At 51.9% G+C, this 20,014-nt stretch carries 14 protein-coding genes; 7 read left to right on the plus strand and 7 right to left on the minus strand.

Annotated features, from left to right (window positions below; translation table 11 throughout):
• Positions 1–334: 334 nt before the first annotated feature.
• Entirely contained in the window at positions 335–1,435 is a 1,101-nt protein-coding gene (locus H6F91_RS06775; RefSeq protein ID WP_190772664.1) for a YihY/virulence factor BrkB family protein, read from the plus strand.
• A gap of 193 nt (positions 1,436–1,628) precedes the next feature.
• On the opposite strand, the gene H6F91_RS06780 is transcribed toward H6F91_RS06775, so the two are convergent.
• The 5 genes from H6F91_RS06780 to psaA form a co-directional block, all read right to left on the minus strand.
• Positions 1,629–2,078 carry a glycine-rich domain-containing protein-like gene (locus H6F91_RS06780; protein ID WP_199307675.1) on the minus strand — a complete coding sequence of 150 codons (450 nt, stop codon included), beginning with the start codon at positions 2,076–2,078 and terminating at the stop codon, positions 1,629–1,631.
• A gap of 355 nt (positions 2,079–2,433) precedes the next feature.
• Positions 2,434–3,222: an AraC family transcriptional regulator gene (locus H6F91_RS06785; protein ID WP_347280014.1), complete on the minus strand. Its 789-nt coding sequence runs from the start codon at positions 3,220–3,222 to the stop codon at positions 2,434–2,436.
• A 141-nt stretch (positions 3,223–3,363) separates the two neighbouring features.
• Positions 3,364–4,266 carry an AraC family transcriptional regulator gene (locus tag H6F91_RS06790; protein ID WP_190772662.1) on the minus strand — a complete coding sequence of 301 codons (903 nt, stop codon included), beginning with the start codon at positions 4,264–4,266 and terminating at the stop codon, positions 3,364–3,366.
• Positions 4,267–4,615: 349 nt separating this feature from the next.
• Positions 4,616–6,844 carry a photosystem I core protein PsaB gene (gene psaB / locus H6F91_RS06795; RefSeq protein ID WP_190772661.1) on the minus strand — a complete coding sequence of 743 codons (2,229 nt, stop codon included), beginning with the start codon at positions 6,842–6,844 and terminating at the stop codon, positions 4,616–4,618.
• 23 nt (positions 6,845–6,867) lie between these two features.
• Entirely contained in the window at positions 6,868–9,123 is a 2,256-nt protein-coding gene (gene psaA / locus H6F91_RS06800; protein WP_190772660.1) for a photosystem I core protein PsaA, read from the minus strand.
• Between the two features lie 841 nt (positions 9,124–9,964).
• On the opposite strand from psaA, the gene H6F91_RS06805 reads away from it, so the two are divergent.
• From H6F91_RS06805 to H6F91_RS06825, 5 genes are all read left to right on the plus strand, one after another.
• Positions 9,965–11,776, plus strand: coding sequence for a hypothetical protein (locus H6F91_RS06805; protein ID WP_190772659.1), 1,812 nt, complete (start codon positions 9,965–9,967; stop codon positions 11,774–11,776).
• A gap of 436 nt (positions 11,777–12,212) precedes the next feature.
• Positions 12,213–13,436 carry a geranylgeranyl reductase gene (gene chlP / locus H6F91_RS06810; protein ID WP_190772658.1) on the plus strand — a complete coding sequence of 408 codons (1,224 nt, stop codon included), beginning with the start codon at positions 12,213–12,215 and terminating at the stop codon, positions 13,434–13,436.
• 304 nt (positions 13,437–13,740) lie between these two features.
• Positions 13,741–13,944 carry a hypothetical protein gene (locus H6F91_RS06815; RefSeq protein ID WP_190772657.1) on the plus strand — a complete coding sequence of 68 codons (204 nt, stop codon included), beginning with the start codon at positions 13,741–13,743 and terminating at the stop codon, positions 13,942–13,944.
• Positions 13,945–14,321: 377 nt separating this feature from the next.
• Complete coding sequence (locus tag H6F91_RS06820) at positions 14,322–14,747, plus strand: CAAD domain-containing protein (protein WP_190772656.1); 426 nt, start codon at positions 14,322–14,324, stop codon at positions 14,745–14,747.
• Positions 14,748–14,946: 199 nt separating this feature from the next.
• A complete protein-coding gene (locus tag H6F91_RS06825) occupies positions 14,947–15,567 on the plus strand; it encodes a DUF1802 family protein (RefSeq protein ID WP_199307676.1) in 621 nt (206 codons plus the stop codon).
• Positions 15,568–15,612: 45 nt separating this feature from the next.
• Here the strand turns inward: H6F91_RS06825 and H6F91_RS06830 are convergent, their stop codons facing one another.
• Complete coding sequence (locus H6F91_RS06830; RefSeq protein WP_190772700.1) at positions 15,613–16,254, minus strand: ABC transporter permease subunit; 642 nt, start codon at positions 16,252–16,254, stop codon at positions 15,613–15,615.
• Positions 16,255–16,663: 409 nt separating this feature from the next.
• Between H6F91_RS06830 and H6F91_RS06835 the strand changes: the two genes are divergently transcribed.
• Complete coding sequence (locus tag H6F91_RS06835) at positions 16,664–17,134, plus strand: phycobilisome protein (protein WP_190772655.1); 471 nt, start codon at positions 16,664–16,666, stop codon at positions 17,132–17,134.
• 188 nt (positions 17,135–17,322) lie between these two features.
• Here the strand turns inward: H6F91_RS06835 and H6F91_RS06840 are convergent, their stop codons facing one another.
• Positions 17,323–19,965, minus strand: coding sequence for a DUF3536 domain-containing protein (locus tag H6F91_RS06840; RefSeq protein ID WP_190772654.1), 2,643 nt, complete (start codon positions 19,963–19,965; stop codon positions 17,323–17,325).
• Positions 19,966–20,014: the final 49 nt, after the last annotated feature.

Consider the following 20,014-nt stretch of genomic DNA (forward strand, 5'->3'; position numbering starts at 1 on the left):
AACACCGTTTGAGTGGGGTGGCAAGCGAGCGGCACGACGACAACGAGCGCGATCTAAACGACCTAAGCATCGATTAGGAGGGTCTGGGGCTGTAACCCAGTCCTTGGTGGCCTGAAATGCTCCACCTGAAATGGCAATACTCACGCCAGATGACCCACTAGTTAAATGGCAAAGAGTGTACTTGCCCGCAGGAGAAAGACAGTAACGGCTTTTTTGTTCCCTCTCCAAAGAATGTTTCTCTCCCGTGGGAGACGCACTCAAAACGCTGTTCTTGCTAGCCTTCAAAACAAAGGGGGTTGTCTTCCAAATCTCCCACCCCCAAACAAAAACCACGATGAGAGCCTCTGCCCTTTTTCCATTACTTAAGGCAACCTACGCTGAATGGACGGAAGATAAAGTTCCGCGCCTGGCAGCCGCGCTGGCCTATTTTACGATCTTTTCTCTGGCTCCTCTGCTGGTTATCGCCATCTCCATCGCGGCTCTTTTCTTTGGAGAAGAGGCAGCTCGGGGGCAGATTGTAGGGCAGATTCAAGGCTTGCTGGGCCAGGAGGGAGCCAGCTTTGTGGAAGCGATGATCGTTAATGCGAACAGGGTGGAGAGCGGCGGTTTTGCCACTGTTATCGGAATTATCACCCTGCTGGTTGGGGCATCGGGAGTATTTGGGCAGTTGCAAGATGCACTAAACACGATTTGGGAAGTCGCTCCTAGGCCTGATCGCGGCATCATTAACTTCATTCGCACCCGTTTCCTTTCCTTTGGAATGGTAGTGGTGATCGGATTTCTGCTCCTGGTCTCTCTGGTGATTAGTGCCCTTGTCGCTGGCATCGGCACTTACATGAACGGGCTGGCTCCCAGCCTTGCGCCCTTGTGGGAACTGGTGAACTTCCTCGTCTCATTTGGCATCATTACCTTTTTGTTTGCATTAATCTATAAAGTTCTGCCTGACGTACACATCACCTGGGGTGATGTGGGGATAGGAGCTGCTGTAACGGCTTTACTATTCACCATTGGTCGTACGTTAATCGGCATTTATCTAGGGAGTGCAGCGATCGGCTCGGCCTACGGTGCAGCTGGTTCTCTGGTCGTCATTCTGGTGTGGGTCTTCTACTCAGCGCAAATTTTGTTGTTTGGAGCCGAGTTCACGCAGGTATACGCCCGCCGCTACGGTTCTCAAATTCGCCCCACCTCTCTGGCAGTGCCCCTGACGGAGCAGGGTCGTGTGCAACAGGGCATCCCCACCAAAGAGTATGTGGAGGCGATCGCCCAATCCAAGCAACCCGAATCTTCCTCCACCTCAGCCCCAACGGAGACTACCCCAATCCGGCGTGCCTCAACCAGTTCTCCCAGCGTGGTTGCTGTGATTTTGGGTTCTGCATTGGCGATCGTTGAAGCCGCTCAGAAAAATCAGAGAAGGAAAAAACGCAATCGGTACTAATCTGTACGCAAACGTATCGTATCTCCTCAACCCGAAGCTGCATCTAATGTTCTATACCTTATATGGGCAAGGCATACAACATTAGATGCAGCTTTATATCGAACTGGTATCAGTATGCATAAGCGTTGAAAAAAGCGCCTGGCTAGAGTTTTAAGCCTTCCAACCAGACGCTTGTACGATATGAACTTGACCGCTATCGAATTGGTTCGCAGTCAGCAGGTTGGGTTCCGTGGTAAACCGAAGATTTTCCCAGAATATTCTGGATCAATGCTTGGGTTACGCCATGAGCACTGCGCTGATAGCGACGGTCTTGCTCACCGTGACGCCCCAGATATGGGGAGTGATGAACCATTCGACCAAATAACGTTTCACAATCCTCAGCATATTTTTGTGTATCGAGGATGTGGTAATGCCATATCTGATCCACATCTGAGGATGGAACCAAACCATATTGAGGATAAGCATCCACTAGATAAAGAAACGCGATGTACTGAGTCAATACATTAAATGTCTTGGTCTGCGTCCATTGAGGACCATTTCTCGATTGCATTAATTGATAGACAATCGGTGACCAATCCAGAGCACGGGCTTTTTCGAGGAAAGTAGCAAACGATTTTAATGGTTTTTCCTGGCAAATAATCATGGGCTTGCAGTAGACACGGCTCAGCGGGGGTTGAATGAGACAATGCGAGAGCAGTCATCCTGGCCAGGTAGAGATGCCCATTAGAGGGTTGAACTTCTGTGGGCCTAGCGCACAGAAATTCAACGGCTCGAATATGAACTAAAACTTGAAAGGGTTCGACCCAAAGCTCAGACATGAGTGATTTAGGCTACAGGAAAATATGTACCAGCTTTTCCAACGCAAAGCGAACACATTTTTGCGATTAGAACATATCCTTGCGATCGCCATTCAAGACCATACTCCTCTACAAAACAGGGATGCGCATGACCTTTTGGGCCATGCGCATCCCTGTTTTGTGAGAGCAGCAGGTGCAATATTACATCATGCGAAATTGTTTTGGGGAAACGCCAGTATATCGCCGAAAGCATTTCGCAAAATGGCTGGAGTTAGCAAAACCACAGGCCAGAGCAATATCATTTATAGTGCGCTTTCCGCTTTTCAACAATTGCTTGGATAACTCTACCCGCTGCTGCATCAAGTAAGCGTGGGGCGTGATTCCAGTAGACTGTTTGAATAAACGGCAGAAATAGAATTGGCTCATACCCAACTCAGTTGCAATTACGGCCAGCGAAACGTTCTCAGAAAGGTGTTCGTTGATATAGTCAAGCGCTCGTTTTAATTTATATTTTGGCAATCCATCCTCGTACTCCCGTAAGACATGCTTCCGGGTTGTGTAATATTTCAGCACATGAGCAGCCAGAGCTGTTGCCATTGATTCTGCATAGAAGCAACTATTTTCTGCCCCAGTTTCTAGAACCGACTTTAATGCTGAAATAATTTGCCAAACCAGTGGATCGGGCTTCTGCAGAGAAAGCTGCACTTCAACAATATCAGGGTTTACAGACTCATAAGCAATATGAGTTATAAGGTCAGGCTCAAGGTAACAATGGATAAAATCAATATCTTGATTCCATCGTGCACTCATCGGTACATAGGCCGGCAAAAGCTCAATATGACCAGATGTATTCTTGTCATGCAGGGTTTGGTAGCGTTTCCCTGCAAAAATCAACTCTACCTCAGTTGGATGCCCCCAACCCGATAGGGTAATTACATGCTGATGGTTAATGATTTCTGGAGTTTCGTTTGCAGGCAGTTGTTGATGCACTAGATGAATAGTTTTCCAACCAACTTCCTGGCTAGAGCAAAGGGGCGATGGTGCAGCAAATTCAGGCAAGTCTCCCCGCTGAGCGTAATCTAGTTCTAAAGGTCGTGGCATTTCTTTAATCTCTGGGTTGCAGGGTGATGGTTACATCTGGCGAAACTGTTTTGGGGAAACACCCGTGGATCGGCGGAAGCATCTCGCAAAATGGCTGGGGTTAGCAAACCCACAAGCGATCGCCACATCATTAACTGTGCTTTCTTTCTGTTTCAGCAACTGCTTCGATAACTCTATCCGTTGCTGTATTAAGTAAGCATGCGGAGTAATGCCGGTGGATTGCTTAAACAAGCGACAGAAATAGTACTGACTCATTCCCAATTCAGTTGCAATTTCTGCTAGCGAAACGTTCTCAGAAAGGTGTGCGTTGATGTAGTCAAGTGCTTGTTTTAATTTATATCCTGGCAATCCATCTTCATGCTCTCGTAAGACCTGCTTCCGGGTTGAGTAATACCTCAGAAAATGAGCGGCAAGAGCCGTAGCCATCGCCTCCGCATAAAAGGAACTATCCTCCGGATCGGTTTCCAGAACTGTCTTCAGTGCTGAAACAATTTGCCAAACCAGAGGATCAGGCTTTTTTAGCGTTAGTGCCACTTCGACGTTATCCGGATCTACATATTCATGAGCTACATGGTTTAAGAAGGTGGGTTCCAAATAACAGTGAATGAAATCACCCCCATGGCTCCAACGGGCACTCATGGGTGCATTGGCTGGAAGAATTTCAATGCAACCCGTTTCATTCACTTGGTGTTCGTTTCGGTAGCGTTTTCCGGCAAACTCAAGCTCTACCTCTGTTGTATGCTTCCAATCTGCCAGGAAAATAACATGCTGAAGATTAACAATCTCTGGGGTTTCGCTCGCGGGTACCTGGAAGCGAACCAACTGAATATTTTTCCACCCCACCTCCTGGCTAGAACGAAGGAGCGATCGCGGAGCCACGTTTGGCAAAGCCTCCCGACGGGAGTAATCCAATTCTAAAGGTCGATCTGGCATACTTTTTAGCCTCCGAATAGTCAATGTATGAAGGTGTAGTAGTCACCTCCAAACAAATCCACTAGTAATCGAAAAAATCTATTCGGATAATACGCTTCAGACAGATAGAAAAACTGCTTTCTTCTTGCACTTTAACCTGATGATCGGGGGGATATAGCAATGTGCAAGTGCGTTAAGTACAGCAACGGTGGTGTGGGGCACTTCGTGCCCCACACCACCGTACTTAATCAACGTGCATAGCGCTATATTTGCTGATGTGTGAAACACATCAACAAACATCCACCCCAATACAAAAAGCCCCCTGCCGTAAGCAAGGGGGCTTTTTGTTAGTTACCTAGTATCGCCTACATCAACCAAATCGGCTTGACGTTGAGGCAATCAAGAAGGCCGCGTACGTCAGGATGTAACCCACCGTGAAGTGAGCCAGACCCACCAGACGACCTTGAACGATGGACATTGCAACGGGCTTGTCCTTCCAGCGAACCAGGTTCGCGAGAGGAGTGCGCTCGTGCGCCCATACCAGGGTTTCGATCAGCTCTTGCCAGTAACCACGCCAGCTGATGAGGAACATGAAGCCCGTTGCCCATACAAGGTGAGCGAACAGGAACATCCAAGACCAAACAGCCAGGTTGTTCATACCGTAGGGGTTGTAGCCGTTGATCAACTGGGCAGAGTTGAGCCACAGGTAATCACGCAGCCAGCCCATGATGGTTGGCGAAGACTGGTTGAACTGAGCAACGTTACCACTCCACACCGAGAGGTGCTTCCAGTGCCAGTAGAAGGTAACCCAACCAATGGTGTTGAGCATCCAGAACATGGCGAGGTAGAAGGAATCCCAGGCAGAGATGTCGCAGGTGCCGCCACGGCCGGGGCCGTCGCAAGGGAAGCTGTAGCCGAAATCTTTCTTATCGGGCATCAGCTTGGAACCACGGGCATCCAACGCACCTTTAACCAGAATCAGGGTGGTGGTGTGCAGACCCAGAGCGATCGCATGGTGAACCAGGAAGTCGCCAGGGCCAATGGTCAGGAACAGAGAGTTAGACCCGCTGTTGATGGCATCGAGCCAGTTAGGCAGCCACACGTTGCCATGGTTGGGCCATGCGGTGGTTGCAATGCTATCTGCATTAGACAGCAGGGAGTCGAAGCCATACAGCGCCTTACCGGAAGCTGCTTGAACGAACTGTGCGAACACGGGCTCGATCAGGATTTGCTTTTCGGGGGTACCGAAGGCTTGCATGACGTCGTTATGGACGTACAGACCCAGGGTGTGGAAACCCAGGAACAAGGAGACCCAGCTCAGGTGAGAGATGATGGCCTCTTTGTGATGGAGTACGCGATCGAGCACGTTGCCCTTATTCTGAGCGGGATCATAGTCCCGAACCCAGAAGATAGCGCCGTGAGCGAACGCACCAACCATCAAGAAACCAGCAATGTACTGGTGGTGGGTGTACAACGCCGCTTGGGTCGTGTAATCCCGAGCCATGAAGGCATAGGGAGGCAGCGAGTACATGTGCTGAGCAACCAGAGAGGTGATGACACCCAGAGCAGCCAGGTGAATCCCCAACTGGAAGTGCAGCGAGTTGTTGTAGGTCTCATACAGACCCTGGTGAGGCAGGTTGAACTGACCTTCCGAGGACTTGCTGAACAGACCGGCTTTGGAATCGAGCATCTCTTTGATGCTGTGGCCGATACCAAAGTTGGTGCGGTACATGTGGCCCGCAATGATGAACAGAACGGCGATCGCCAAGTGGTGGTGCGCCATGTCGGTCAGCCACAGAGACTCAGTCTGAGGGTGGAAGCCGCCCAGGAAAGTCAAGATGGCAGAGCCAGCACCGTCGCTGCTGTTGAACACATGGTTCACAGTGTCGGGGTTCTGAGCATACACGCCCCAGTTGCCAGTGAAGAAAGGCTTCAGACCAGCGGGGTGAGGCGCAACCGACAGGAAGTTATCCCAACCCACATGCTGACCACGGGACTCAGGAATTGCCACGTGGATCAGGTGACCAGCCCAGGCCAAGGAGCTAACACCGAACAGACCAGCCAGGTGGTGGTTCAGACGGGACTCAGCATTCTTAAACCAGGAGAGGGAGGGGCTGAACTTGGGCTGCAGGTGCAACCAGCCAGCGAACAGCATCACAGCGGCCAGCAGAAGGAGGAACACAGCACCCTGATACAGGTCGCCGTTGGTCCGCATCCCGATGGTGTACCACCAGTGGTACACGCCGGAGTAAGCAATGTTGACAGGGTTCGACGCGCCAGCCTGCGTAAACGCATCAACGGCGGCCTTACCAAAGTGAGGATCCCAAATTGCGTGGGCAATGGGACGAACAGTTAGAGGATCTTTGAGCCACTGCTCAAAGTTACCTTGCCAGGCGACGTGGAACAGGCTGCCCGAAGTCCACAGGAAGATGATTGCTAGATGACCGAAGTGGGAGGCGAAGATCTTTTGATAGAGCTTCTCCTCAGTCATGCCATCGTGGCTTTCAAAGTCGTGGGCGGTGGCAATCCCGTACCAGATCCGACGAGTTGTCGGGTCCTGCGCCAAGGCTTGGCTAAATTTTGGGAATTTAGTTGCCATGACTTAACGAAATCTCCTCGTGCTCATCCGACAGAAATAATCCGAGCCAGGAAGAATGCCCAGGTAGTGGCAATTCCGCCCAGGAGGTAGTGAGCTACCCCTACAGCACGGCCCTGAATGATGCTCAGAGCGCGAGGCTGGATAGCGGGGGCAACTTTCAACTTATTGTGTGCCCAAACAATCGACTCGATCAATTCTTGCCAGTAGCCACGGCCACTGAACAGGAACATCAAGCTGAAGGCCCAAACAAAGTGAGCGCCCAAGAAGAGCAAGCCGTAGGCAGACAGAGCGGAACCGTAGGAACCGATAACCTGACCAGCTTGAGCCCACAGGAAGTCACGCAGCCAACCATTGATGGTGATCGCACTTTGAGCAAAGTTGCCGTTGGTGATGTGCGAGATGGAACCATCTGGAGCAACGGTCCCCCATACGTCAGACTGCATCTTCCAGCTGAAGTGGAAAATCGCAACGGACAGGGAGTTATACATCCAGAACAGACCCAGGAACACATGGTCCCAACCAGATACTTGGCAGGTGCCGCCACGGCCGGGGCCGTCGCAAGGGAAGCGGAAGCCCAGGTTCGCCTTGTCTGGAATCAGACGAGAGCTACGGGCAAACAGCACACCTTTCAGGAGGATCAGCACCGTCACGTGGATGGTGAAGGCGTGGATGTGGTGCACCATGAAGTCTGCCGTACCGAGAGCGATCGGCATCATGGCGATCTTGCCACCTACCGCTACAGGGTCGCCACCGAAGGCCAAGCTGGCTTGCGCCAGAGCATTGGGAGCGGTGTTACCAGGAGCGAGCGTGTGGATGTTTTGAATCCATTGGGCAAACACAGGCTGAAGTTGAATCGCCGTGTCGGAGAACATGTCCTGCGGACGGCCCAGAGCCCGCATGGTGTCGTTGTGAATGTACAGACCGAAGCTATGGAAGCCGAGGAAAATACAAACCCAGTTGAGGTGAGAGATGATGGCATCCCGGTGGCGCAGAACCCGATCGAGCAGGTTGTTCTGATTCACTACGGGATCGTAGTCACGCACCATAAAGATGGCACCGTGAGCTGCAGCACCCACAATCAGGAAGCCACCAATCCACATGTGGTGGGTGAAGATGGACAGCTGAGTGGGGTAGTCGGTCGCCAGGTAAGGATAGGGCGGCATCGAGTACATGTGCTGGGCAACGATGATGCTCAGAGAACCGAGCATGGCCAGGTTGATAGCCAGTTGCGCGTGCCAGGAGGTGGTCAGAATCTCATACAGACCCTTGTGGCCTTCGCCAGTGAAGGGACCTTTGTGAGCTTCCAGGATTTCCTTGATGCTGTGACCAATACCCCAGTTGGTACGGTACATGTGGCCAGCAATGATGAACAGAACGGCGATCGCCAGGTGGTGGTGCGCCGAATCAGACAGCCACAGACCACCAGTAACCGGGTTCAGGCCACCCTTGAAGGTGAGGAAATCAGAATACACACCCCAGTTGAGGGTAAAGAAGGGGGTCAGCCCTTGAGCAAAGCTGGGGTAGATATCTGTGATGAGGTCCTTATTCAGGATGAACTCATGAGGCAGAGGGATGTCCTTAGGAGCAACACCGGAATCCAGCAGCGCGTTAACGGGCAGAGCCACGTGAATTTGGTGACCGGCCCAGCTCAAGGAACCCAGACCCAGCAGACCAGCCAAGTGGTGGTTCAGCATGGACTCCGTATTCTGGAACCATTCCAGTTTGGGAGCAGCCTTGTGGTAGTGGAACCAACCGGCGAACAGCATCAGGCCGGCCATAACCAGACCACCGATAGCTGTCACATAGAGCTGATAACTGTTTGTAAAGCCAGCAGCACGCCAAAGCTGGAACAGGCCAGAGGTAATCTGGATCCCGTGGAAGCCGCCACCGACATCTGCATTCAAAATTTCTTGACCGACAATGGGCCAAACAACCTGAGCACTGGGCTTGATGCCAGTTGGGTTGCTGAGCCAGGCTTCATAGTTTGAAAAGCGAGCTCCGTGGAAATACATCCCGCTCAGCCAGATAAAGATCACGGCAAGGTGACCAAAATGTGCGCTGAAAATTTTACGGGAGATGTCCTCCAGGTCGCTGGTATGGCTATCAAAATCGTGAGCATCGGCGTGAAGGTTCCAAATCCAAGCAGTGGTTTTGGGTCCTCTGGCCAGAGTGCGGTCGAAATGACCCGGCTTGCTCCACAACTCGAAAGAAGTAGGTACCGGATCCTTGTCAACCACCACTTTAGCTTTCGCCTCTCGCTCCCGTGGGGTAGTTGTCATTAGAGACTCTCCTCTCTCTAGACAAGGAAACGAAGGATTGCATCCCAGCCCCAAGCTAATACAGTCGTTACAATCGTGGTCTCCCTCGTGTGCTATCTACTAGCGAATTTACGAAGGCGCATAAGACCTAAGGGGGAGCGTTCGTCCACCCATAGCTAACCCGAAGGCAAACTTGGAATAGACTCCCGAGAGAGATTCGATTGGAATCTCTGAATGTCAGAGTCATCCTTTGGCCGTAACCAAATTAGTGATCCCGACGGAACCTGGGGTGGGTTCCCTGAAATTATAAAGGGGTAGACTACCGGAGTTTAAAGAGGATTAACAATAATTCAAATTGTGCAAACCGAGATCTGATCGACCTTCCACGGCTTAATTGTTCGCAAAAAGTATTGCGATCATTAAGGAGTGTAAATATCTGAACAATCCTCGGCACAAATAATAAGACTTCCGCTAAGCTTTCCCACCCAGTAATTCTATAGATAGAGGGCCAAGTCATTGATGATCCAGCTCTTTAAGGACACCGCCATAATATAGATATCTTTGTCTGATGAGGGCGGCTTACTGACTGAGCAAGGCTCGGTACCATATTTATCGACACTTTTAGTGATTCAAACGTTTTGTTACAACCCCGGTATTGAATAGGGATTGATTTTTTCTAGGTTTTACCTAGAAAAAATCAATCCCTGCTCATCCCAATTTGGAAATTACTGCGATGGCTGTCTGCTGACCCACTCTTTTCCGATATAGTTCCCATGGAGCATCGGTGTGGAAAAGCATCGGGCTCTTTGGCGATCGCAACACTGAGGAGTAAGGCGGCGTGCGCAGCTTTGGCAGTCAGATCATGAGACGAAGTGTGGTTTTAGGAACGCTCCTGCTTTTCCTGGGGGCTGGGCTATGGGGTTGTAACGATGGCCCGCCTAATGTTTCTAAATCATCGTCACCCCGCTTCCAGCCAACTCAGACACGGAAAGTCTCGGAAGTATCACCGCCGGAAATCTTCCAAGCCCTACGCCGAGATTTGGATAGTTACCAGCCTCAAGTGACCATTCTCAGCCCCCGTAACGGGGTAGTGATCGACGATGACCAGGTAACAGTCCAACTCCAGGTTCGGGATCTACCGGTCTTTAGGGATGAGGATCTGGGTCTTGGGCCTTACCTGCAAGTTTATTTGGATGATCAGCCCTCCCAGGCGGTTTATGACGCAAACCAAACCCTCATTTTTCAGGGATTAATGCCAGGAACCCATACGATTCGGGCGATCGCTGCCCGTCCCTGGCACGAAACCTATAAGAATGAGGGAGCCTTTGCCGAAGTCATCTTCCATAGCTTTACCAAAACCCCTAAAAATAACCCTGATCCGACTCGTCCCCTGCTCACTTACAGCCGCCCTCAAGGCACCGTTGGAGCTGAGCCTGTCATGTTGGATTTCCACCTGACCAACGCCCCCCTACACCTGATTGCCCAGGAAAGCACGGAAGACGACATTAAAGATTGGCGGATCCGTTGCACGGTCAATGGCGAGAGCTTCGTCTTTGATGAATGGCGGCCCATTTATTTAAAGGGGCTGAAGCCTGGGAAAAATTGGGTTCAGTTAGAACTGCTGGATGAAGACGGTCTGCCAACCGAGAATGCTTTTAATAACACGGCTCGATTAATCATCTATGAGCCGGGTGGAACGGATAGTTTATCTCGGTTAGTGCGAGGGGAAGTGGCGATCGCTGAGGCTCTTGCCATCACTGACCCTAACTATGTTGTCCCTGCTCCACCTGAGCCCGAACCGATCGCACCACCCGAAGATGAGGTGATAGCGCCCCTTGAGCCGAGCCCGGAATCCCAAATCGAAGCACCTCAACCGAGTGTCGAAGAGCCGGCACCCGAGGAGGAACAGGAGCCGGAAGAAGAACTGAGGGAAGATGATGGAGAGCCATTCGACTCTGCCATTCCCGAGGAAATTGCACCGCCCTTAGAACCGAGCGAAGAACCCGAAGATATCGAAGCCACACCTCTTGATGAATCTTCGGACGTTTTACCCGAATCGGATTTAGAAGATAAGGCGACTGAAGAGCAGGCCGAGCCCGAGGACAAGGAGCAAGAGCCTGAGGTTGAGCCAGTACTACCCCCCGTGATTTCGGAACCGGAGGCAGCACCTGTAGAGGAACCGGCTCCAGTAGAAGTGCCTCAAGACACGAAGCCCTCAACCGAACCAGAAGCGGCAGAGCTAGAGGAAGCACCTACGGAAACAGAGCCAGAAGCAATAGAGGAACCCGCCGTAACGGATGAGGATGTGCCTGAGGTTCTGGTGGCACCATCTACCCCTGAACCGGCTCCGGAAGTAAGCCCTGAAGAGACTCCAATTCCGGCTACACCTCAAAAGCAAAAACCGGCTCAAAAGTTGCAGGAGCGTTTTCAGAGGATGCGATCGCGCTTACAAGAAACCCTAAAAGAACGCACGAAAGGAGCTAATCCATCTGCAAAACCATCTGTAGAAGCTACGCCAGAAGCACAGCAGCCTATTCTGCCCCCACCTGACATCACACCCGAGCATCTGCCTAGCGAACCGCAACCTGTCGTTCCTACAGAACCGGAAGAGATACCGCCCGTAGCGCCAGCACCACCAAAGCTTCCCCCTGCGGGTAATACCCCCTGGATCTAATGCATGTTGTGGGTAGCGGCTTTTCTCCGCTACCCACATTGTTTCCGCTACCCACATTGTTTAGGGTGCATCCCATTGCTTATGAGGTTTCTTTGACGATAAAACTCGCCCTTGCGATCGCAATTATTTAGAAGGCGGGCTTGAGTGACGATCTTGGGTTGGGTCGTTGGGCTAAGGGCAAAACCCGCTTCTATGTTGAGTTGAGGCGATCGCTCTCGAAATCGGAATTGCTTTGGTTGTGTGATGGAAAGTTCACGAAATGTTTTCTATTTCAACCCCGGAGAAAATCAAGGTTTTAGCTTCCTTAGCGCAAAAATTGTAACGGTACATTAAGCTCTGTTTCATTTCGATCACATCCTTGGAAGTGGCGCAAATTGGTTCAAACCTCCGTGATAGGATTCGTTTCGTAATGCCTTCTGAATTTGGGAGACGACCTTTGACACTGCGGGTAGCTGTAGTTGGATCAGGTCCGGCAGGTTCCTCCGCTGCCGAGACGTTAGCAAAAGCGGGTATCGAAACCTATTTAATCGAACGTAAGTTAGACAACGCTAAGCCCTGCGGTGGAGCCATCCCTCTCTGCATGGTGGACGAATTTCAGCTCCCCCCCGAGATCATCGATCGGCGGGTGCGGAAAATGAAAATGATCTCGCCATCCAATGTCGAGGTCAACATTGGTAGCACCCTCAAGAACGACGAGTACATTGGGATGTGCCGCCGGGAAGTGCTCGATGGCTTCCTGCGCGATCGCGCCGCCAAACACGGGGCGAAGCTTATCAACGGCACCATGTACGGCATGGATCTACCCAAAACCAGCTCTGAACCCTACACCCTCCACTACGCCGATCACTCGGATGGTGGTGTGGAAGGCACCATGAAGTCTCTTCAGGTGGATCTGGTCATTGGTGCAGATGGCGCCAACTCCCGCGTAGCGAAGGCTATTGACGCTGGGGATTACAACTATGCGATCGCCTTCCAGGAGCGCATCCGGTTGCCTCAGGACAAGATGGCTTACTACGAAGAACTGGCCGAAATGTACGTGGGTAACGATGTTTCCCCCGACTTTTACGCCTGGGTCTTCCCCAAATATGATCACGTGGCGGTCGGTACCGGCACGATGAAGATCAACAAAGCCAAGATCAAAGATTTACAAGCGGGCATTCGTGCTCGTGCAGCTCTTAAGCTGGAAGGCGGCGAAATCATCAAAGTCGAAGCTCACCCCATCCCTGAGCATCCCAGACCACGCCGTGTGGTCGGTCGGGTAGCGCTGGTAGGAGATGCTGCTGGCTATGTGACCAAGTCCTCTGGCGAAGGCATTTATTTCGCAGCCAAGTCGGGCCGGATGTGTGCTGAAACCATTGTGGAACTATCCAAGAATGGCGCTCGCATTCCAACCGAAGCAGACCTGAAGCAGTATCTGAAGAAGTGGGATCGTACCTACGGAGCTACTTATCTGGTACTCGATCTGCTGCAACGCGTGTTCTATCGCTCCGATGCGACGCGCGAAGCCTTTGTGGAAATGTGCGATGACATCGATGTACAGAAGCTCACCTTTGACAGCTACCTGTACAAGACGGTGGTTCCCGCGAACCCCCTGACTCAGCTCAAGATTACCGCCAAAACCATTGGTAGCCTGCTGAGAGGTAATGCTCTGGCTCCCTAAGGGTTATCCTGGCGCACTGATTTAGCCACTTGTGGAATCGGCGATCGCTTTCGGGCGATCGCTTTTCTTATGGAAGCTGATATTTAGTAGTGGTTGTGAGAGGAGCTAAACGTCTCTCCCACAACAACCGCACGTTTAGAACAGCACTGCATTTCGACATTGGCTTCAACGCAAGAATCGCACCTAATGTGATGTGGATCACCTCACAACCTGTCCCATGATCACAATTGCGATTGATACACATCACAGAGAAATCACGCAATTCACTCCATACTTTTACCTACTGGAGTTATTGCAGGACGTTATGCAGTCTGGCACACCTACCCATTCCATGCCCCTGGAAGAGTTGATCGAACAAATTCTCAACTCTCACAGCATCACTCGTGACGAAGAGCATCGTCTGGTTAGTGCCTTGTCCGGCAGTATCGCCATGGATGAAGACTTACAAGCTGCCATTCAGCGCATTTTCTATGGCATGCGCCATGGCCTACTCAACGTGGTAGATTAGCTCGCCACATTTACTGACCTACTACCCACAGCTAGATTTAGCCATGCTCCTTGGAAAGCTACACTCTCGGTGTGGCTTTTTTCTTTTTGTCTGCGTACTCACCAGTTTCCTAGAGGCATTGATTTTGCAGAGGGTGAGGCGTAAGTAAAACCAATGCCTTGAGAAAATTGGCTCAGCTCCTGGCTGATCCCCCTTGAAATTCTACGAACTCTGCCCTGGTGTCCGGGTAAATTTAGCAAATATCTGGAAAACAATGGGATAATCCTGAAGATTTGTCCTTAATATGTAAATTTGAGTTTTGCGCTCGGTTTTTGCGCTCAACATCTGACAAGCACTCATTGCACTCTCAACTGTTTATTGTCGTTTAAGGTACTGCTATGGAGCCTGAAGTCAAACAAGATGATGTCCTCATTTCAGGGACAACGACCGATGAGATTGTGGGAGAACTGCCTCCAGCCACCGAGGACAGCACTGGTCAGCAATATCAGCAAATCATCGACAAAGCGACAGCGCTCTTAGGCGATTTGCCCGATTACCTAACGACCTTCTTTGGTCAATACCGTCGTCCTATTGTCACCATCGGCCTTGTCATTGGGGCGATTATTGCAGTTCGCCTGACCCTGGCGATTCTCAAGTCCATCAATGATATTCCGTTGCTGTCCCCCAGCTTCGAGCTGATCGGGATTGGCTATTCTGCCTGGTTTGTCTATCGTTATCTGCTCAAAGCTTCCACCCGGAGCGAGCTAGTCAGCGATTTCAACGGCTTGAAAGAGCAGATCCTGGGCGATCGGCTGTCCAATTAACGAGCACCTTTGCTCAATCTCTTAAGCCGTCAGGCTCTGGAAGTAGCAGAGCCTGACGGCTTTCACGTCGAAGGTTGAGAATCTGTACGAGCCTCTTACCCAAAGACAAGCCGCTGCTGTACACGTAGATTCTGGATCAAACGCATTCCTGAGTCAGTTTGAAGTCAAAAACACCCGTTTGCGTAGACGGAGATTAAGTATGTCTTCTCTTGCCCCTGCCCAAGCTATGACTCAGCCAACTTTGAAAGAATGGGCCGTGGTCGTTGCAGCATTAGAATATGGCCACACGATTTTGCTACTTCGAAAAGGCGGCATTCGGGAAACAGGAGGGACTTTTGCAATTCAGGAGCCCCAGTTCTGGTTGTTTCCAACTTATGAACATCAGAAAGCCCAGTGGTTGAAGCCAGAATATGGGCACCTGCTTCAAACTGCCCCTGCTGCTCCACCAACAGGAACTCCTGTACCGCCACCCCATGTCGTTGCCAGTTGGGCAGAAGTCACTCACACAGCCCAAATCACCACTGAGGACGTGGCCGAAGCTCTATATCCCTTCCATGTGTGGAGCCCAGAGTTAGTCAGCAAGCGGCTGACGTGGAAACCTCAACAGCCTCTCTACGGCGTTCTGTTACGAGTTTATCGACTGGAACAGGGGCTGGAGTTAGAGGATCAACCAGCCTATGGTGGGTGCAAGTCCTGGTTAAAACTACCGTTGCCCCCCATGGAAGCAGGAGCGGCTGGATGTATGCCTGTTCTTAGCAATGACGTTTATGACCAGAAGGTGAGGGAACTTTCGGCGATCGCCCACTTCACGCCCCTCTAATTTCCTTATGCTTGATCCTGCCTTCCGGTACGACCTCGCCTTCAACTAGCGAAGGGGCGGTTGAAGAGATTTTTGAAGGCGGCTCAACATCACCTCAGCCACCAGAGCCAGAATCGCTACGGGAATCGCCCCAACCAGCAAAATGGCGTTGTCGTATAGCGAGAAGCCCAGCACGATAAAGCTGCCGAGCCCTCCAGCACCAATGAACGCCGCCAAGGTTGCACTGGCAATAACCTCTACCGTTGCCGTCTTGATGCCTGCAATAATCACTGGCAACGCGAGAGGAACTTCGACCAGACGCAGTACCTGACGGGCATCCATACCCATACCGAAGGCAGCTTCGCGGATCATCGGATCAATGGTACGGAAAGCGACGTCAGTACTAATCAGAATAGGGGGCATGGCGAGGAGCGTGAGAGCGATCGCCGCCGACTGAAACCCCAAACCCGAGTAAGGGATCAGCAGGAATAACACCGCCAAACTGGGAATGACTCGCAAGGCATTAAAGCCGTTGATCAGGACAGTGGAAGCAGAGCGCGATCGCGCACTCCATAACCCCAGGGGTAACCCCAGGAGTAAACCACAGGCCAACGGCACGGATACCAGCAAGAGATGCTGCTGCAACTCCTTCAAAAGGGTATCTAAATTGTTGAAGGCATATTGATACGCCTGGATAAATACATCCACACCAACACCTAAGCCGACTGCCCGTATCGTACTATTGGCCGTCAAATCTTTGTAGTAAAACCAAGAACTCTCCTACTGATACCGTTTTTTATGAAGCTGCGCCGCCACTCTCATGCTGTGCAGCTTCCCATTGATTTGGTATGACTTCACGAATTACCGTTTCCCGAAAGTTAAGAAATGAATCAAGGATGTTGTATCACTTCACAGGCTAGGGCAGTCTGAAATTAGAGGCTAAGAGCCACACCGCATCTGCCCATCTAACTCTCCAATGGTTGAGATGCTGGCGCGATCATCCGCTATGGATTTGTTCAACGTTGTGTCCATCTTGAAGGGTTTTGAATTCTCACGTTGCCTTCCTGTAAGGGAATGAACCCGACCAACCTACATCAACCCAATACCGACTAACACTATGCACACGCTCAATCACGACATGGACGAATGCTTCCTGGATGCCGATGGGGCCTACCTGGATGCGCGAGGACTGCAAACTCTGGAGCAATTTGCCCAGAGCTACACAACCCGTTTGGAAGCGTACAATGCTCTACGGGAACATAGCACTCAGCTCGTTAATGACGCTCTGGACAAGATGGCCCAGCTCCACCCGGAGGTGATTCAGAAGCATCGCCCCCGGTGTTTGTATGACATGAGCCAGGTATTGCGCTATATTGCGCTGTCCATCCTGCGGAACGACGAAGTGTTCTTCAAAGAAATGATGATGTCCTGGTTGGATACGGTGTTGTTGGCCTACAAACGCAATGACCACTGCGCCAGCTCCTACCGTTTCCTTCAGGAAATGATCGATGCCCGCATTCCAGCGAGCAGCTCTATCATTCGCCCCTACCTGGATGGAGTCATCCTGGCACTGCAATCCCACGCATAATACGTTTGACTCATCAGGATAAGAGGCTGCTGTGCAATGCACAGCAGCCTCTTATCTTTGCAATGGAGAGAGGCTTGGTGCTTTACACCAAGCCTCTTCCGATGTCCGAAGCAAAATGGCAAATGCTCAGCGGCTTAAGATCACTTTTTCAGCACTTTACGCGTGTAAAAGCAACCCCAAGATAACCCCTAGGATAGCGACATTGAGTTCGGGCTGGAGGTACGCAGTGCATCTGGTACTTGCCAGGAAGTTACATCGACTGAGAGGCATTGGCCCAGGTGAATCAGGCGTTGGGCGATCGCCCGCTGCCGCTCATCTCCCTGTAATAGGGGTAGGATGGTTGCCTGTAGACGGCGCAGGTAGAGTTCCTGGGCGCGATCGCACGATAGCCCAGCACAGACCTCCCGCCCAACTATTAGTAGCCGTTCCAGAATAGTGATTTCTTCGATCGCTGTCTCCAGATCCAGCTCATAGAGCAAGTGCCAGAGGGCACGAAGAATAACGCGCTCCAGAATGGTACGCATTTCAGCCGTGCGAATTTGGCAGCGGAGTTGGCGTGCTTCATTTGCGATCGCCTCCAACTCACCTAAGTGGCTGTGGCACATTTGCAAATTCGTCAGGGGCCAATCACTGGTTTCTCGCTCCAGGGCTTGCAGCGACACCATCGCTCGATGGCTGATGGCAATTTCGGCAGCAACCTGAAGTTCCTGAGGCACGTCCAGACCATCCCGATGGAAGGCCATCAACACCCCAAAGTTATCGCGATACACCTGGGTATAGAGCTGATCTAACCGGGTCAGGGTAGCCTGACTGAGTTGCCGCATAATCCGGTGGCGATCCTCTACAAATAGGTGTTGGAGATTATAGGACTGATCCCCAAAAGTACGGTTCATGACCTGGATGGTTTGAGCCGCACTAGCCAGTTGAAAAGCCTCAAACAGTTCATCCTTCAGCTGGGTAAACAGGCGACGACCTGCGAAGGGCTGGATGCAGCAATAGAAATCCCACCCGCCCAGATGCAGTACGGCAAAAACGAGATAAGCCGTTTCGTTGGTGATCTCGGACGTCAGTTGTAGCTGGCCTACTGCCAGGGTCATCGCCCCCATACGCCGTAACTGGTAATCGTACTGTTGGGTGCGGTAGGCGTAGATGCGGGATTCCTGCGGGTAGGTCTGGAAGAGGGAACTGATGGCGTAGTGGGCCGCAACCTGTTTCATGTTGATGCGGCTGGGGGAGACCAGTTGATGATAAATGTCGGCACCCGAACTAAAGAGATCCACGTTGCTGGGAATCGTTCCCAGTCGTTGGATAAACTCCCGTTCCAGTTGCGTCCCGGTCACTTCTTCAGCCAATTCCAACGCGCGGGCAGCGTAGCGCAGGATTTGCGTGCCTTCAGGCCGCGACACTTCCTCAAAGAACCAGCCGCAACTGGTGAACATCAGCAGGGCATGGCGCTGCATTTCAAGGAGCCGCAGGGCATCTACCCGTTCCGCATGGTTGAGGCGGTGGGTTTGATGACGAGTCAGGAAATGACTGATGTTCGTGGAAGAGCGATCGCCCACCACCGCAATATATTCATCCCGCGCCACCCAGGGATCAAGGAAGAAGCGCCGCCCTTCCGTTTCATAGATATCGATGAGGCGATCGCGCAACCAATTGAGCGTACTCCGTAGAGGCCGCCGCCATTGCTGGTTCCACAAACCACCACCGCCGCAGCCACAGTCCTCCTGCCAGCGATCCACACCATGGGAGCAACTCCAAGCCGTTACAGGCTTTAGCACAACCTCCCAGGTAGGCGGATGCAGACTCAGGTAATGAGCGAAGTTTGTCACCATCCAGCCCCGAGCGGGAAACTCGCGGGTAAAGGCATAGGCAAGGGCCTTTTCACTGCCGCCTTTGTGATGGCCAAAGGTCTCGCCATCAGTGGCTACCGAAACCAACTGCGCCGTTCGATGATCTCCCCGCACCGCCTGTCCTAAACGGGCAGCGAAGTGCTGAGAGCTGTTCATCACTTCACCAAAGCCCATGTCACGGGAAATAGGGCCGTCATAAAAGAAGATATCGATGTAGCGATCGCCCGAGGGCTCATTCAGATAGCAGCGGTAGGGGCGGCTGGGATCAATTTGGCTACCGCCAACTTCAGTCCAGTTAGGCTGAGGATGCTCATTCGTGGGCAGAGGGCGGCACCGCTGAGCCTGAGAGGGAGCCAGGATAATGAAGCGAATTCCCTCATCCACTAAAGCTTTGAGCGTTGGGTAATCGACAGCGGTTTCTGCCAGCCACATGCCTTCGGGCTCACGACCAAACCGGGCGCGAAAATCAGCCTTACCCCAGCGAATTTGAGTATACTTGTCGCGCTCATTGGCTAAGGGCATGATGATGTGGTTGTAGACCTGGGCGATCGCATTTCCATGCCCACCTAACCGCTCACAACTGCGGCGGTCAGCCTCTAGAATTTGTTGGTAGACCTCCGGATCGGCCTGCTCCAGCCAGCTCATCAGCGTCGGGCCGATATTAAAGCTAAGGTATTCAAAGTTATTGACGACCCCCAGTAACTCTCCATGATCATTGAGCACCCGAGCGAAGGCGTTGGGACGATAACACTCGTGATGGATCCGCTCATTCCAGTTGTGATAGGGAGCCGCGCTGGGTTGCCGCTCAATGGCATTCAGGTAGGGGTTCTCACGAGGGGGCTGGTAAAAGTGCCCATGAACCGTAACGTAGACACCTGTTGCCGTGGCACCCCCCCGTGTCGAAGCAGGCTGGGTAGCCAGAGAGGCAGAACTTGACGCGTGATCAGTTATGGAATCGGAAAAGTGTGAGGAGGTCATAGAGATCAGAAGAACGGTGGACAATGTTGACCGGGGATCACGCAATAAG

The organism is Leptolyngbya sp. FACHB-8, from assembly GCF_014695575.1.
Classification (GTDB): Bacteria; Cyanobacteriota; Cyanobacteriia; order Elainellales; family Elainellaceae; genus Vacuolonema.

What these genes read in the sequence shown, in the direction of transcription:
- H6F91_RS06775 (WP_190772664.1), top strand. Translation starts at nt 335, where the DNA reads ATGAGAGCCTCTGCCCTTTTTCCATTACTTAAGGCAACCTACGCTGAA.
- H6F91_RS06780 (WP_199307675.1), bottom strand. Translation starts at nt 2,078, where the DNA reads ATGATTATTTGCCAGGAAAAACCATTAAAATCGTTTGCTACTTTCCTC.
- H6F91_RS06790 (WP_190772662.1), bottom strand. Translation starts at nt 4,266, where the DNA reads ATGCCAGATCGACCTTTAGAATTGGATTACTCCCGTCGGGAGGCTTTG.
- psaB (WP_190772661.1), bottom strand. Translation starts at nt 6,844, where the DNA reads ATGGCAACTAAATTCCCAAAATTTAGCCAAGCCTTGGCGCAGGACCCG.
- psaA (WP_190772660.1), bottom strand. Translation starts at nt 9,123, where the DNA reads ATGACAACTACCCCACGGGAGCGAGAGGCGAAAGCTAAAGTGGTGGTT.
- H6F91_RS06805 (WP_190772659.1), top strand. Translation starts at nt 9,965, where the DNA reads ATGAGACGAAGTGTGGTTTTAGGAACGCTCCTGCTTTTCCTGGGGGCT.
- H6F91_RS06815 (WP_190772657.1), top strand. Translation starts at nt 13,741, where the DNA reads ATGCAGTCTGGCACACCTACCCATTCCATGCCCCTGGAAGAGTTGATC.
- H6F91_RS06820 (WP_190772656.1), top strand. Translation starts at nt 14,322, where the DNA reads ATGGAGCCTGAAGTCAAACAAGATGATGTCCTCATTTCAGGGACAACG.
- H6F91_RS06825 (WP_199307676.1), top strand. Translation starts at nt 14,947, where the DNA reads ATGTCTTCTCTTGCCCCTGCCCAAGCTATGACTCAGCCAACTTTGAAA.
- H6F91_RS06835 (WP_190772655.1), top strand. Translation starts at nt 16,664, where the DNA reads ATGCACACGCTCAATCACGACATGGACGAATGCTTCCTGGATGCCGAT.
- H6F91_RS06840 (WP_190772654.1), bottom strand. Translation starts at nt 19,965, where the DNA reads ATGACCTCCTCACACTTTTCCGATTCCATAACTGATCACGCGTCAAGT.